This is a genomic window from Thiocapsa rosea, assembly GCF_003634315.1.
In the GTDB taxonomy this organism is placed as follows: domain Bacteria; phylum Pseudomonadota; class Gammaproteobacteria; order Chromatiales; family Chromatiaceae; genus Thiocapsa; species Thiocapsa rosea.
On record NZ_RBXL01000001.1, the window covers coordinates 1689696 to 1703886 of the forward strand.

The 14191-nt window shown below is 64.4% G+C and carries 12 protein-coding genes; 7 read left to right on the top strand and 5 right to left on the bottom strand.

From position 1 onward, the window contains the following. Positions 1-411: 411 nt before the first annotated feature. From BDD21_RS07715 to BDD21_RS07725, 3 genes are read left to right on the top strand one after another with little or no spacing between them, the layout of a single operon-like run. On the top strand, positions 412-1065 hold the full coding sequence (locus tag BDD21_RS07715) for a cobalamin B12-binding domain-containing protein (RefSeq protein WP_120796658.1): 654 nt from the start codon (positions 412-414) through the stop codon (positions 1063-1065). Continuing rightward, a complete protein-coding gene (locus BDD21_RS07720; RefSeq protein ID WP_120796659.1) occupies positions 1062-2150 on the top strand; it encodes a uroporphyrinogen decarboxylase family protein in 1089 nt (362 codons plus the stop codon). Before BDD21_RS07715 ends, BDD21_RS07720 begins: the two co-directional genes overlap by 4 nt. A gap of 2 nt (positions 2151-2152) precedes the next feature. Further along, the gene (locus BDD21_RS07725; protein ID WP_120796660.1) at positions 2153-3778 is read left to right on the top strand and encodes a diguanylate cyclase; all 1626 of its coding nucleotides are present in this window, start codon (positions 2153-2155) and stop codon (positions 3776-3778) included. Positions 3779-4177: 399 nt separating this feature from the next. Here the strand turns inward: BDD21_RS07725 and BDD21_RS07730 are convergent, their stop codons facing one another. Beyond that, on the bottom strand, positions 4178-5092 hold the full coding sequence (locus BDD21_RS07730; protein ID WP_120796661.1) for an alpha/beta fold hydrolase: 915 nt from the start codon (positions 5090-5092) through the stop codon (positions 4178-4180). A gap of 253 nt (positions 5093-5345) precedes the next feature. Between BDD21_RS07730 and BDD21_RS07735 the strand changes: the two genes are divergently transcribed. Further along, complete coding sequence (locus BDD21_RS07735; RefSeq protein WP_245969471.1) at positions 5346-5744, top strand: hypothetical protein; 399 nt, start codon at positions 5346-5348, stop codon at positions 5742-5744. Positions 5745-5854: 110 nt separating this feature from the next. Here BDD21_RS07735 and BDD21_RS07740 read toward each other — a convergent pair whose 3' ends face one another. Next, positions 5855-6397 (bottom strand): glutathione peroxidase, encoded by a 543-nt coding sequence (locus BDD21_RS07740; protein ID WP_120796663.1) that lies wholly within the window; start codon positions 6395-6397, stop codon positions 5855-5857. A 131-nt stretch (positions 6398-6528) separates the two neighbouring features. Next, positions 6529-8043 (bottom strand): alpha/beta hydrolase, encoded by a 1515-nt coding sequence (locus tag BDD21_RS07745; protein WP_120796664.1) that lies wholly within the window; start codon positions 8041-8043, stop codon positions 6529-6531. 178 nt (positions 8044-8221) lie between these two features. Between BDD21_RS07745 and BDD21_RS28240 the strand changes: the two genes are divergently transcribed. The 3 genes from BDD21_RS28240 (at position 8222) to BDD21_RS07760 (ending at position 9469) form a co-directional block, all read left to right on the top strand. After that, positions 8222-8479: a hypothetical protein gene (locus tag BDD21_RS28240; RefSeq protein WP_211335003.1), complete on the top strand. Its 258-nt coding sequence runs from the start codon at positions 8222-8224 to the stop codon at positions 8477-8479. A gap of 126 nt (positions 8480-8605) precedes the next feature. Then, complete coding sequence (locus BDD21_RS07755; protein ID WP_120796666.1) at positions 8606-8830, top strand: glycine zipper domain-containing protein; 225 nt, start codon at positions 8606-8608, stop codon at positions 8828-8830. 144 nt (positions 8831-8974) lie between these two features. Then, on the top strand, positions 8975-9469 hold the full coding sequence (locus tag BDD21_RS07760; RefSeq protein WP_120796667.1) for a DUF1269 domain-containing protein: 495 nt from the start codon (positions 8975-8977) through the stop codon (positions 9467-9469). A 104-nt stretch (positions 9470-9573) separates the two neighbouring features. On the opposite strand, the gene BDD21_RS07765 is transcribed toward BDD21_RS07760, so the two are convergent. Continuing rightward, a complete protein-coding gene (locus BDD21_RS07765) occupies positions 9574-13251 on the bottom strand; it encodes a translocation/assembly module TamB domain-containing protein (protein WP_120796668.1) in 3678 nt (1225 codons plus the stop codon). Between the two features lie 84 nt (positions 13252-13335). Next, positions 13336-13962: a DUF3611 family protein gene (locus tag BDD21_RS07770; RefSeq protein ID WP_120796669.1), complete on the bottom strand. Its 627-nt coding sequence runs from the start codon at positions 13960-13962 to the stop codon at positions 13336-13338. Between the last annotated feature and the right edge of the window lie 229 nt (positions 13963-14191).

Sequence of the window (14191 nt, forward strand, 5' to 3'; positions counted from 1 at the left end):
TTTCCCTGACGAGGCGCAATGATTTTCGTGGTATCCCGAGTGCGCGTGGGTTTTCCGGGAGGCAGGGCCGACGATTCGTGTGATGCGGCTAAACCGCGCCCGGTGCGGTATGCGCCATGTGTTGGAATGGCTTGGCCGCGTCAGCTCCGACGACTGTCGGAGCTGACGCGGTTTAAGAATCCTTTCTTGGCCGCAGCGACAACCACTTTCGTCCCGTCCGACGCCCTTCATATCCGGCTCGCAATGGCTCTGGTCAGGTCATCCTATGGAAGGGGGAAAGGAGCGATTTCCGGTAATATGTCGGAAGCATCCCGGCCGCTTCATACCGTGCCGGGCGAACCGGTCGTTCATGCTCGGAGTGCTGGGCGATTCCTTATCCGATGTGCTCCACCAAAGGTCGCGAAAGCAGCAATGACAGATGCGGATCCGGTCGAGACCTTCCTCAACGCTCTGCTGGCGATGGACCGCGTCGCGGCGAAGCGGGCGCTCGGCGGCCCGGGCGAGGCCGCTGCCCGGCTCGATGTCGTCGAGCGTTTGGTCGTGCCGTCCCTCGAGCGTATCGGGGATCTCTGGGAGCGCGGCGAGGTCTCTCTGTCGCAGGTCTATATGAGCGGTCGGATGTGCGAGGAGATGGTCGACGCCATCCTGCCTCCGTGCGATCCGCGTCGGGTGGATCAGCCGCCGATGGCGATCGCTGTGCTCGACGACTATCACCTGCTCGGAAAACGCATGGTGTATTCGGTCCTGCGCGCCAGCGGCTACGAGTTGAAGGACTACGGTACACTCGACGCCGATACCCTGGTCAGTCGGGTTGTTCGCGACGGCATCGTCGTGCTGCTGATCTCGGTCTTGATGCTTCCCTCGGCGCTGCACATCAAAAGAGTCCGAGAGGCGATGGATCGGGCCGGTTGTCGTCCGTTCATCCTGGTTGGCGGCGCGCCCTTTCGTTTCGATACCGAACTTTGGCGGGAGGTCGGCGCCGACGCCATGGCCGGTACCGCGGCCGAGGGCGTCACCCTGGTCCGCAAGTTCCTTGACGACCTGCCCAAGGAGCATCGCGCATGAGCACTCGCCCCATGACCTCGCTCGAACGCGTACTGACCGCGCTCGGCCATCGGGAGCCGGACCGGGTTCCGCTGTTTCTCCTGCTCACCATGCACGGTGCCCAAGAGCTCGGACTCTCCATCGAGACCTACTTCTCGCGACCGGAGTATGTGATCGAAGGTCAGCTGCGGCTCCAACGCAAGTATCGCAACGATTGCCTCTACTCCTTCTTCTACGCCTCGGTCGAGACCGAGGCGTGGGGCGGGGATGTGCTCTATACCGACGACGGCCCGCCCAATGCCGGCCGCCCCGTCATTCGGACACCGGAGCAGATCCGCACGTTGGAACCGCCGCGGGTCGCTGATTGTGCCTGTCTGGTCAAGGTGCTGGAGGCCACCCGTGGCCTGAAGGCGGCAGGCGACGGCGAGACCCCCATCATCGGCGTGGTCATGTCGCCCTTCTCGGTGCCGGTGATGCAGATGGGCTTCGAAGCCTATCTTATTCTCATGTTCGAGCAGCCCGACCTCTTCGAGCACCTGATGCGTCTGAACGAGGCTTTTTGTATCGACTGGGCGAACGCCCAGTTGGCCGCGGGTGCCACGGCCATCTGTTATTTCGACCCGGTCTCGTCCTCGACCATCGTCTCGCCCGAGCACTTTCGCAGGACCGGGCTTCAGGTCGCGAAGCGCACGCTGGCCGGGATCAAGGGGCCGGTGGCGATGCATTTCGCATCCGGTCGCTGCACGCCGATCCTGGATGATCTCCCCGACACCGGTGCGGCGGTCATCGGCGTCAGCGTGCTCGACGATCTCGCCGCACTCAAGCAGCGTGCGGCCGGTAAGATGGCGTTGCTCGGAAACCTCAACGGTGTGGAGATGCGACGTTGGACGCCGGAGCAGGCCGAGGCGCAGGTCAAGGCGGCGATCGCCGCGGCCGGTCACGGCGGCGGATTCATCCTCTCCGACAACCACGGCGAGATCCCCTACCAAGTCCCTGAAGATACGCTGTTGGCCGTCTCCGAGGCGGTTCATCGCTGGGGAGCCTATCCGCTGGCTGTCTCCGGCGAGCGCGCAAGCGCCCCGCCACCGAAGGTTCCGCGGAGCTGACCGTGGGGGAAACGCTTTGTCTGAGGGTCTGCAGCCATTTTCGACAGGATGTCGAGACCGCTCTCGCGGGCCTCGGCGAGGAGGGGGTGCGCGTCCAGGCATATCCCGCCGTCTGCACCCTGCGTCCCGGACGGTGCAACCTCGCCGAGGTACGCGAGACGCCGCCGCCCGAGGGTTGCGACGGCGTTTTGGTGCTCCTCGGGTGCGATGCCGCGACGCGTGCGGCGCCGCTGGATCCCCGCGTGCATTTCGTGAAGCTCGACCACTGCATTCACCTCTTGGCGGGAGGCGATATCCTGGAGCCCGAGATGCGGGCCGGTGCCTATCTCGTCACGGCCGGCTGGCTCAAGCAGTGGCGCGAGCATCTGCGCGAGATGGGCTTCGATCGGGAGACGGCGGGAGAGTTTTTCCGCGAATGTACGCGCGAGCTTCTGCTCCTGGATACGGGCAACGACCCGCACGCCGTCGGGGAGCTCGAGGCGCTGGCTCGGTATCTGGGTCTGCCGTGCCGCAGCCGCTATGTCGGATTGGACTATCTGAGGCTCTTTCTTTCCGGTGCCATTGCCAAGTGGCGCAGTCTCGCCGCAGAGGCGAACACCAAAGAGGTCCTGGCACAGGCCAACCGCAAGGTCGCCGATTACGCCATGGCCTTCGACCTATTGGTTCGCTTGTCGCATATCACCGATGAGGAGGCCACGATCGCGGCGATTCAGGAGCTCTTCGCGATGCTCTTCGGGTGCACCAACCTGGTCTACGCCCAGGTGGAGGAGGGGCGGGTCAAGGAGATCTTCGCCGCGGAGGAGCAACCGCGGGATCGTCTGGATCTCCAGCAGGCGCTCGATGCGCTGCACGAAGGCTATCTGATCATGCCGTCCGGGAACGGTTTTTTCCTTCGGATCGACTATAAGGATGCCGTTCTGGGGTTGATGCTGGTGCGCGAGATCCCGTTCCCGGCCTATCGGGATCAATATCTGAATCTCGGCCTGGCGATCTCCAACCTTTGCGGTTTGGCGATCTCCAATGCGCGCACCTTCGTGAAGCTGCAAGAAGCCGAGCGGAACCTGCGCCGTGAGCGCGACATCAATGCCCGCTTGTTCCAACAGGTGCGGATCTTGGCCGATACGGATCCCCTGACCGAGCTGCTCAACCGCCGCCGCTTTTCCGAACTCGCAGCGGTGGAGTTTGCCCGTGCCAAACGCTATTCCAACCCGATCGCGGTGATCATGCTCGACATCGATCACTTCAAGCAGGTCAACGACACCTACGGACACGGCGTCGGCGATCAGGTCCTCAAGGCCATTGCCGAGCGGCTTCGCGCGGTTCGCGTGTCGGACATCCTGGCCCGCTACGGGGGCGAGGAGCTGGTGGCGCTATGCCCCGAGACCAGTGCGCGAGAGGCCGAACGTCTCGCCGAGCGACTGCGTCTGGCACTGTGCGAGCACGACATCGACACCACGGAGGGGCCGATCCCGATCACGGCGAGCATTGGCGTGGCGACGCTCGGGGGTGGCGTCGAGAACCTCGACGACCTCGTCGATCATGCCGATCAGGCGCTGTATGCCGCGAAAACCGCAGGACGTAACTGTGTCCGGATCTACGGCGGAGCTGCCGATGTCCCCGAGCCATGACCCTCGGCAACGAGATCATCGTCAGCCAGAATCTAAACCGCGCCCGGTGCGATATGCGTAGTTTGTTGGATTGGCTTGGCCGCGCCAGCTCCGATGACTGTCGGAGCTGGCGCGGTTTAAAATATTAAAAAGATTAGAATTTAAACCGCGTTTCACCGAGATCGAGGATGTCCCCAAAGCCAAACACAAAGTAAAAATGACGCATTTCGCTCTGGACGCGGTTTAGTCCTATCGATCGACTATCTCGCGAGGCAAGGTTCGGCCTGCGTTGAGCTTGTCGAGACAATCAAGCGCGCGCAGATGATCAAGCAGCGGCAGATCGACCGTCAGATGGCCCACCTGTACCATCATCTTTAGGGCGGGTCGCGACGGGTCTGTCCGTTGTTTGAGCCGAGCGGGTTATCGGGCGTCGGGGTGCGTGCTCGATCGCGGATCGAGCGCCGTCGTGGTGAGGAACTCGCGTATCGCTCGGTGATACGCTTCGGGTTGCTCGATCATCGGAAGATGGCCGCAGTCGTCGAGGCAAACCTCCCGGACGTTTCGGATCCGTGCCGCAAGGGCGTGGGCACCGGATGGCGGCATCACGGGATCCGCATCCGCATGGACCAACAGGGTCGGCGTCGCCATGGTCTCCAAGGCGGTCAAGAAGGCCGGACTGCCCGCCCCGATCGCACACTCCAGCGCGCTGAGCGGATCCGTGCTCAAAAACTCCCTGACACCGACACGCACCGTTTCCTCGTCCGCGGGGAGCTGGCGCAGGACGTGGGCAGCGATCGCGCGATACACCAACGGTTGAGCGCCGAACCAGTCGATTGCCGGGCGCGAGAGCGCGATCCAGGGCCGGGACATGGCCAGCCAGGGCCGCCAAAGCGACAGGGCGAGGTTCATCTGATGGTAGGTCTGCGTCAAGGCGAGACGCTCGAGCGCGTTTCGGGCGATACCCAAGCTGGTCAGCATGAGCCGATCGACCCGCTCGGGACGGCGCGCCGCGACCAGGATCGCGACGCCAGCACCCCAAGAATGGCCGTTGAGGTCGAAGCGATCCAGACCCAGGCGGTCGGCGAAGTCGATGACCAAGTCTGCCAGTGTTTCGGGTCCGGTCGCGCCGGGTCGAGCGGGGGTATCCCCGTGACCCGGAAGATCCAGGGCATAGAGATCGCGGATGTCCGAGAGGTGTTCCGCGGTGTGCTGCCAGTGTCGCGAGGATCCGCCCCACCCGTGGATCAGCAGGAGAGGCGGTTTGCCGGTGGTGACCTGACGATAGACGACGGGGCCGTCGGCGAGCGTCAGGCGATGCCGGGTCGAGAAGTCCATCGGCGTTGCTCCATCAAAACGGGCTGCGAGGCCAGGGTTTGCGTCTCGAGGTACCCCGGCGATGTGCGGCGCAGCATAATGTCCGTCCGATAGGCTCGCAAGACCCCGTCGGGACAATGCGGCAGCCCCGGATCACTTCCCAGAAGGTATGGCTATGACCAAACGCACGACAGCTTCGGCGGGAATCATCGTCGCTTTCGCGACTGCATCTGTTCTGGTCGCGAGCTGTTCGGGCTCGCGCGAGGATGTGCGCGTGAGCTTCTGCAAGGCGTTGGTGACAACACAGGTCGGCTCGCCGGGCTCGATACGCTGGACCGGCGTGGAGACGAAGCCCCGCGGCCATTCGGGACTTACAGTTCAGGTGGGGTTTGAGTCCGACGGCGTGAGCCGGCCTCGGCAAGCGACCTGTCACTATCGTTACAATGCGGTCGAGGACACGGCGTTGACGCTGAGCGATCCCCTGTCTGTCTATTCGACCTCCCCGGAGACGATGACAATCGACGGCGAGTCGCTCTCCAGACCCGCACTCGCCGAGGCGGTCAAACAGGCGATGATTGCCCATGGTAAGGCAATCATCGATCGCGCACAGCAGGGGATCGAGGATGCGGCGGCCATGGCGCGCGACCGGCTCGGGTCCGGCAGCGGCAACTGAGGTTCGGCGTCGCGAGCCGATCGGAGCGGAAGGGTGGACTGCGCTGCGCTGCGCGTGTCCACCCTATGGGTCGACCTTGAATGCAGAAAATGCCGGACGGCCGACGGTGCTCAGAGCAAGCGTTCGATGGCCTGGATCATCGGTTTGCTCTCCGGGCCGGTTCGGCTCGGAAAGACCTCGACAACCTTGCCGTCTCGGTCGATCAAGTACTTATAGAAGTTCCACTCGGGGTAGACGCCGGTCTCCCCGGCCAGATGCTCGAAGAAGGGGGCCGCGGTACCCTTGCGAACCTGCACCTTTTCAAACATCGGAAATTCCACCGAATAGGTCAGGCGGCAGAACTCCTGAATTTCCTTCTCGGTGCCGGGCTCCTGATTCGCAAAATCGTTGGACGGGAAGCCGAGCACCACCAATCCGCGATCGCCGTATTCGCGGTAGAGGGCCTCGAGGCCCTCGTATTGGCCGGTGAAGCCGCATTTGCTGGCGGTGTTCACCGCAAGGATCACCTTGCCCTGATAGGCATCGCAAAGGCGCAGGGTCTCGTCGCCGGCGAGACGACGCATCTCGAAATCGAGCGCCGGGGCGCAGGCGGCGGAAGCCGCAGCGGGCGGCAGAAGAGCCCCGAGCATGGGGAGCAGGACGAACATTCGCATCTTCGACACCTCATCGGGTTGTTCATGACCTAGACAAGTTGTCAAGTATGGCGGTCAATCCCTGAACACAATGGCCAGCCGTCGCGGACATTCGTCGCAGCTCGGCGCCTCGGCGGATCTACTGCTCTTGATCACATCGCCTCGGCGCTGATTGCGGCGTCCGCCCTGACTCTCGGTCCGTCGCCGCCGAGTGGCGCATCGACGATCCCCTCCTCGATCCGCTCGAGCAGGTAAGGGAAGAAGGGATTCCACGACAGGCGTACCAGCGAGTCCAAACTCATCACCAGGACCCCGCGCTCGCCGCGGATGGCCAATGCCCCGAGATGGGCACCGAAATCCTCGTCCTCGTTCGGCTCCAGCCCGTAGAGCGAATCGTCGATCGGAAACGGCAGCGCGACGTGCGAGAGCGAAAAGACCTCGCGCGGATAGGTCAATCCCAAGGCACTGGTCCGCTCTTGGATTTCGCCCGCGTCGATCACACGCTCGACGACCTCGCTGCTGTCCGGGCCGGCGTTGGCGATCACGGTCGTCTTGAAAGCGCGCGGCGTCGGCGGCAGCAGCCGCTCGAGTGCCGTCTCTGTTCCGGGTCGGATCAGTGGCCCGAATTTGGTGTTGCGGTTGATATCGAAGAGCACCAGCTCGCTGCCGTTCTGCGGGAGCTGCGCGTAGAGGCTCGTGACGATGGCGCGCGTGCTGACGGTGAAATCGACCACGGATTGGAAGGTGATGATCGGCGGGAGGGCGTCGAGACGCCCGTCGCGCGCATGGCGGGCGATGCGTGGTTGCAAGGCACGCGTCAGGAGCGACGATTGACGTGCCCCGTTGACCGGAAAGGAGTTGTATTTGAAGGGATTGAACTCGGGGATGACGCCGAGCCAAGCCGCACTTGCGAACGCCGGAAAGATCGCGGGCAAGCCGGCGAATCCCGCAAATCGAGCCATCTCGGTGATCCCGATCATCGGCGTGATCAGGATGACCCGATCCGCTTGCCGTAAGGAAGGATCCTCGACGGCGTCCAACGCGTACTTCAGGGCGAGCGCCCCGCCGTTGGAGAAGCCCACCAACTGCAGGGGGGCCGAGGGCCCGATCCGGCGCACCGCCTCACGCACGGCCAAGCGCGTCGCGGCCGACCAATCCTTCCACTGTACGTTCGTCAGTCCGGCCGGGACGGTCCCGTGTCCGGGCAGGCGGATCCCGATCACGACATAGCCCGATTCGGAATAGTGTCGGCCGATGTGACGCAGGCTGTAGGGCGAGTCCGTCAGGCCGTGCAGCAGGACGACCGCGCCCCGGGGCTCGCCCTCGGGCTCGAGGACATAGGAACGGTTCCAGTCCCGGACGAAGCGCCCCGGATAGAGCGGGCTTCCTTCGAAGTAGCGGTTGGAGGGGATGCGCTCCTGCGGTGCGAGCTTCTCGGTGACCTCCGCGCGTACCTCATCGAACAGCCTCTGCTCCCGCGCCAGATACGCGTCCCAATCGGCCTCGTCGAGCTCCTCGGCCGCCATCTCGTTCGGGACGAAGGTGTGCCACGGGGCGAGCGGTGCGCTTTGGTACGCGTCGAAGGTACGCACGGCGAGGAAGGTCAATGCACTCACGGCAATGAGCTGTGCAACCAATTTCAGGATTCGGGCGGTCCTCGCAAGCATGGGACGGTTCCTCAACAGGCGCGATGGTCGGTGCCGCAACGCAACATTAGGTTTCCGAGGTGCCGCGCGCGGCGTCCGGGTTCACCGCATCGACGACGAAGCGCACGGGGACGTCGTCGCGCTCGGAGAGGCAGATCAAAAGCGCTGACCCGACGGCGCCGAGTCCGAAAAAAAGATCTTGGTCGGTTTCCCGGTTGGCCAAGTCGTCGTTTCCGTCACAGTGCCGGCCGGCATCGTCACCCTCCTACCGGAGAATCTGAGCTATGATCGCGAAGCCGGATTCCGGCTCGAAAGGGTCGGAAACGACCACAACCCTGTGCGCGTCCGACTGCCGGAAGATACGCTGAAGGCCGTCGGTGAACAAGCCGACCAGGGCCGTGATGCTCCGGCGACGTTCCGAACGCGAGCGGCCGATCCCGTCGATCGACTGCGTTGACGGGGCGTTGACCGGATGGCCGGGCGGCCCCGTTCGACCCGCTCGACGATAGGTCACCGATCGCTCGATCATGAAGGAAACTGCCCGTTCGCGTGGCGTTGACACTGAAGATTAGGAGAGACCAACTTGAAAACGATCGCTATCCCTTTGGCTTTTGTGGCTGCCGTTGCGCTCTCAGGCTGCGGAAATACCACGGGGGCCCGTGTCGGAACCGGCACAGCACTCGGTCTTGCAACCGGCGCTGCGATCGGGGCGTTCAGTGCCCAGGCCGGAGCGGGCGCGTTGATCGGTGCCGGTGTCGGAGCGCTCGGAGGCTATCTCGTCGACGAGCATAAAAAGGGCAATCTGTAGTCTGGCTGTGCGGGACCGCAACCCGCCCGCACCGCGTTGATTCCGAGACATCCGAGAGTTGTCTCAGCTTGGCCGCGCGAGGGTTTTCCGCATGAACGGGAAACACTCGGGTCGACCTTTGAACCCTGATCGGAGGAAACATCCATGAGTGATCTGATTGTCGTTTCGTTCCCCGAGGAACATCTGGCGTTCGAGTTGCGCGCCGAGCTTGCCAAGATGCAGAAGGCGTATCTCATCGACATGGAAGACGTGGTCGTCGTGACCAAAGACGATTCCGGTAAGGTCAAGCTCCATCAGGCCGTGAATCTCTCCGCGGTCGGCGCGGTCGGCGGCGGCTTCTGGGGAATGTTGATCGGTTTGGTCTTCCTCAACCCGCTCCTCGGCGCGGCGGTCGGGGCCGGTGCCGGTGCGCTGTCCGGCAAATTTTCGGATATCGGCATCAACGACGATTTCATGAAGGGATTGGCGCAGAACTTCCAACCCGGCTGCTCCGCGGTCTTCATCCTCGTGCGCAAGGTCACGGCGGACAAGGTCCTCGAGGGTCTTGCGGAGTTCAAGGGCAAAGGCAAGGTGCTGCAAACCTCGCTGGAAAAAGATCAGGAAGAAAGTCTGAAGGCGTTTCTGGAGGGCGCGAGCTGAGCCGAGCTGAGCCGAGCTGAGCTGCGTCGGGGCGGGCGGTTCCGGACCGCCTTGCCCCGGACGCTCATGCGAGCGGGTCTCGACACCCGAGCCTACGATGCCGGTTATTCCCTGTCGATCGCGTCTCCCGGCGCGGGGGCGAGCGTCTGTCTGTCGGACCGTGCAGGTTCGAAACTCCAGAAGAGATCGACACTCTGGCTCGCCCCGCTCTGGGCTTCGAGCTGAATGCGATCGGTGAGGTTTCGACGCAGCCTGAACCGATTCCGGGCATCGCCGAGCCCCGTCTGGTATTCGAGGAAGGTTCCGGGAGCGATGTACCGGCCGAAGGCGAATGCCGCGCTGTGGTCGGCGGCGGTGCCGCCGGGCGCGATTCCGGTGGCCAGAAAGGTGATCGCGTCGGACTGGCTCATCGCCGGGTCCGTGTTCGAAAAGAAGGTGAATTGCGGGTCGGCGAGTGTGCCGATCACCCGGACGTTTGCGGTTGTTCTGCCGCTTCCGCGCTGCACTAGAAAGAGCAGTCCCGGATTCCGGATCGGGTTTCGGACCCAGATCAGCTGACCGCGTGAAATGCTCAGAGGCGCGACGAGATCGGCCGCGATCCCCAAACCGGTCGGAATCCGGTATTGGCCGTCGCGAATCTGCAATTGCCCGTCGCCCGAGAGGTCGCGGCCGGGGGTTTTGATCAGGTCCAGGTTCCCTGCAAGACTGCCGGTCAAACCAAAGGCATCCAGGCTCACTCCATCGCCGACGCGCAGCCCGATGGCGAGATCGATCGGATAGCGGGGTGGGCGGTCCGTCCCCTTGATGACGACGTCGTTCGAGGGCCTCACCGTCCCGGCAGGAAGCGCGCGTGGGCTGATGCGCGCCTCCGGGATGAGGATCTCGCCGCGCACCTGCGCGCCCTGTACGGTTGCATCCAGATCGAGCCTCGGCGACACCCGCACGAAGTATTCGCTCGTGTCGACGAGGACGAGCCGCTCTCCGGTCGCCCGAAGCCGCGCACGCGCACCTTCGGGGCCGAATCCGCCGTCGCCGCCGATCTCCAGACGCCCGTCGCCGACGTCGGCCCCGCCCGAGAGTTGGATACGCCCCGCCGAAGCGGCGCGTGCCGACAGCGTCAGGTCTGAAACATCCAGGCCGAGGAGAGGGACATTGAAACCCCCGCGCTCGACCCGAACCTCACCGCGAAGATCGGGCATGCTGATCGTGCCCCCGAGCGCGACATCCGCGTTGAGATGGCCTCTCAAGCGCGAGAGTTGGGGGATCGGGTCTCCGAACCGTTCCAAGCCGTCGAGTCGGGCGCGGATGCGGCCGCTCAGCGGCTGCGCGGGGCGGATCGGATCGTCGAGCCGCCAACCGGTCAGCTCCAGATCGACATCGGCCTGGCCCAATCCCTCCAGCGGGAGGGCGAGACGGCCTCTCAGGTTGCCGGCCGTTGCGTCGATGTCGAGTCGGGTGCCCGACAGCCTGATGACCTCTCCCGCGCCGCGGGTGCTCGGCACGCGCAGCAAACCCGTCGACAGGGTTGCCGCGGCGCGTCCTTCCAAGCTCGCTCCGTTGGCCACGAATCGTCCATCGAGCGCGGCGTCGCCTTCCAGCAGGAGATCCGACGGCAAGAGGGGCGCGAGAAGTTCAAGATCGAGTCGGTCCAGAGCAACCCCGAGCGTCACGGCTGCGTCCGCACCTCGCGAGATTTCCAGACAACCGCCGGATCCCCGCGCATGCCGGACGCAGAGTGGTCCGACGGCAAAGGACGGCCAGGTCACCGCGAAGGGACTCGGCCGCCCGAGGTCCCAGGTCTCGACATCGAGGCTGTCCAACCGCAACGCGGTCATCTCTCCCCGATAGCTGCCGGTGTCCTCCAGGCCGCCCGCGAGGCTCAACGCGACCGAAAACGGATCCCCCGCCAGGGAAAGATCCAGCCGATGGTCCGCTCGGCGGCCCTCGCCGCGGATCGAGAGATGCTTCCAACGGCGGCCCTCGATCAGAAGATCCTGTCCGTCCAAGCGGATCTCCAGACGTCCCTCGGACGCGAGATCCAGGTCGGCGAGGGCCGACAGACGCGCGATGCCCTGTTCGGCGAAACCGACGTCTGCGGCGTTCAGCTCGACCTGCAGACGCGGCGAGCCGACGGCGCCGGAGACCGAGCCTGTGGCTTGGACTCGGCCCGCTGCCCCAGGATAGAGGCTCGCCAGGTCGGGCGAGTCGAGTGCGAAGCGCAGATCGAGCGACTGATCCAGCGCGCCGTCGATCTGCAGTGTGCTCGGCCCGGATTCGGCGCGAAAGCCATCGATGGCCAGTCGGCCCTCGGCGAGCGCAAAGTCACCGGTCGCGGAAACCGGATACCCCCGCAGCTCGCCGCTCAGCCCTTCGAGTGCCGCCGTTAAGGCGAGACCTGTCTCGGTGAGCCGGCCGCGGCTGGCGACCTTTAGATCGAGGAGGCCCGACCAGCGCTCCGGGTCGGCATCCACGACGAATGCGGCGAGCAACTCGGCAGGGTTCAGTGCCGTGCCGCTCAGGTGCATGTCCCAAGCCGGTGCCGTGGCCGGAGCGTCGGGTCCGGCCGCATTCGATTGTGCTCGGGCTGACGCGACCTCGGCGCTGCTGTTCAGATCGATCAGGCCCCGCGCCGAGAGCTGCATGCGCGAGCCGATACGGCGCAGATCCAGGGACCGGATCTCGAGCGCAAGGTCTTTCCACAGCAGATCCAGCGAGGCGGTGAGAAGGCCGAGAGCTGGCCGGTCGGCGGGTTCCACTTGGATCTCGCCGACAACCGAGGTCGATGCCCGGTCTCCCCGTATCGCGAGGGTGCCGCTGAACGCCACCTCGCGCAGATCGGCGTCGAAGGCGGGCAGATCCAGGGCCACAAGCCCGAGCGTGCCGCTCCACCGCGGGTGCCCGAGCGGATCGCTGATCTCGAGATCGAGATCCAGGTCGACCGAACCGGTTACCGTGCTCAGGACGGCGAGATCCGCCAGGTCTCCGTCCAGACGGGTATGGCCCAGCAGGTGCGCGCTCCGGGTCGGCCGCAGCTCCCAGTTCATGTCGAGGTCGAGCGGGTAAGCCCCGGTCAACCGAGCCATGCCGCTGCCCTGCGCCTCGAACGCCGGCTCGATCAGGACGACCCCGACGCGCTCGATGGACAGCAGGCCGTCGGCGAGCCGTCCGGAGAGCTCGGCCCGATCAACTACGGCAACGGCTCCTTCGCTGTTCGCCGTAAAGATCCGCAGGCGCTCCACGCGTGCGGAGACCAGCTCGATGGACAGCGGCAAGAGAAGATCGGGCAGTACAAGGAGGTCTTCCGAGTCACGCACGCGATCGCTCGGAATCACGTCGACGTCCGTCGCACGGAACTCGGCGATCGAGAGGGTTCCTCCGAACACGCGCAGGGGCGACCACGCGAGGTCGATGCGGCCGATGCGGATCGCGAAGGTCGGCAACTGGATCGAGAGATCGGAGGCGGCGATACGACCGAAGAGTCGGCCCTCGACCAGGCCAACGTGAAAGCGCTCCGGGTTCAGCTCGGTGACCAGATCCAGAAGCGTGCGCAGACCGGACTGGGTCGCGCTCAGCCAGAGCAGGAACAGCATTAGAACGAGAGGAAATCCCGCAAAAGGGCGCGGATTCTGGACGCGAAAGGGGCGCTGCCGTCGAGGCCGATGCGAGACGAGGGCGGTCGTGATAGCGGGTTGCGCAGGGTCGGGATCGGATTCAGCACCGAGCACCGGCCGATGCGCATCGACCGGCGCCCGTGGGTCATCGGAATCGGGCAGGTCGGTCATCGGTGCCGTAGAAGCCTGTCGAGGACGACCGCCGCGTCGGCCCTACGCGCGACGCGGCGGGATGACCGAGCGTACAGACCCGGTTTAGACGACGACCTTGCCCCCGCCGTACTCGGGCGAGCCTTCGGTGACTCGGAACAGCAGCCAGAGGCTGAAGACCATGACCACAAGCTCGGCCAACAGGGTCATCACCATGGACATCAGGCTGAGCATGTCGACAGCCGAGACCCAGCTAGCCGGTCCGGCCCCGGTGGTCTGGAAGACCGGAACACCACCCTGCGGCGTGGAGAGGAAATAGAACAGCAGGTGCGCCACCTCGATGAACATCACGATGATGGTGAAGAGGATCGCCACGCTGCTTGCAACCAGACCGACCCAGACGGTTCCGGCCAAGTCTTCTTCCGAGGGGGACTGCTCCGGGCCGGCGATCCGCTTGGCGATCCGGGTATAGCGATAGAACCAGAAGGTGGTGAAAACCAGGATCGCCAGGCTTCCCATCGTCAGATATTCGACGATCGGCAAACCGGCACGCGGTCCGGTGGGCGATTGTGCGAAGACGAAGGTGTAGCTCATGAGCACGATCGGGATCGCCCCCACCACGATCTGGATCCAGAATCCGGTCCAGCCCAGCCGCGTAAACGATCTCGCCAAGCTGATGCGCGGCAAGGTTCGGGTCTTTTGCAAAGTACTCTCGATAAACTTCTTGAACATGTCGATCTCATCCTTAACCGGGGTTGGCTGTCAAAAAACCCGCGAGCGGGCGGTTTTCATCAACACGCATCGAACACCTTCGACGTGGCTCCGGCGGCCTCGCATTGCATTGAGACTGAGCACCACACCCGCCCCCCGTGCGACTGCGTCGATCACCGGAACGATGAATCAAGATACCGAGGAACTCGCCTATCGCCGTTTTGGTCGCCGTCTTGGCGGGCGATTCGGA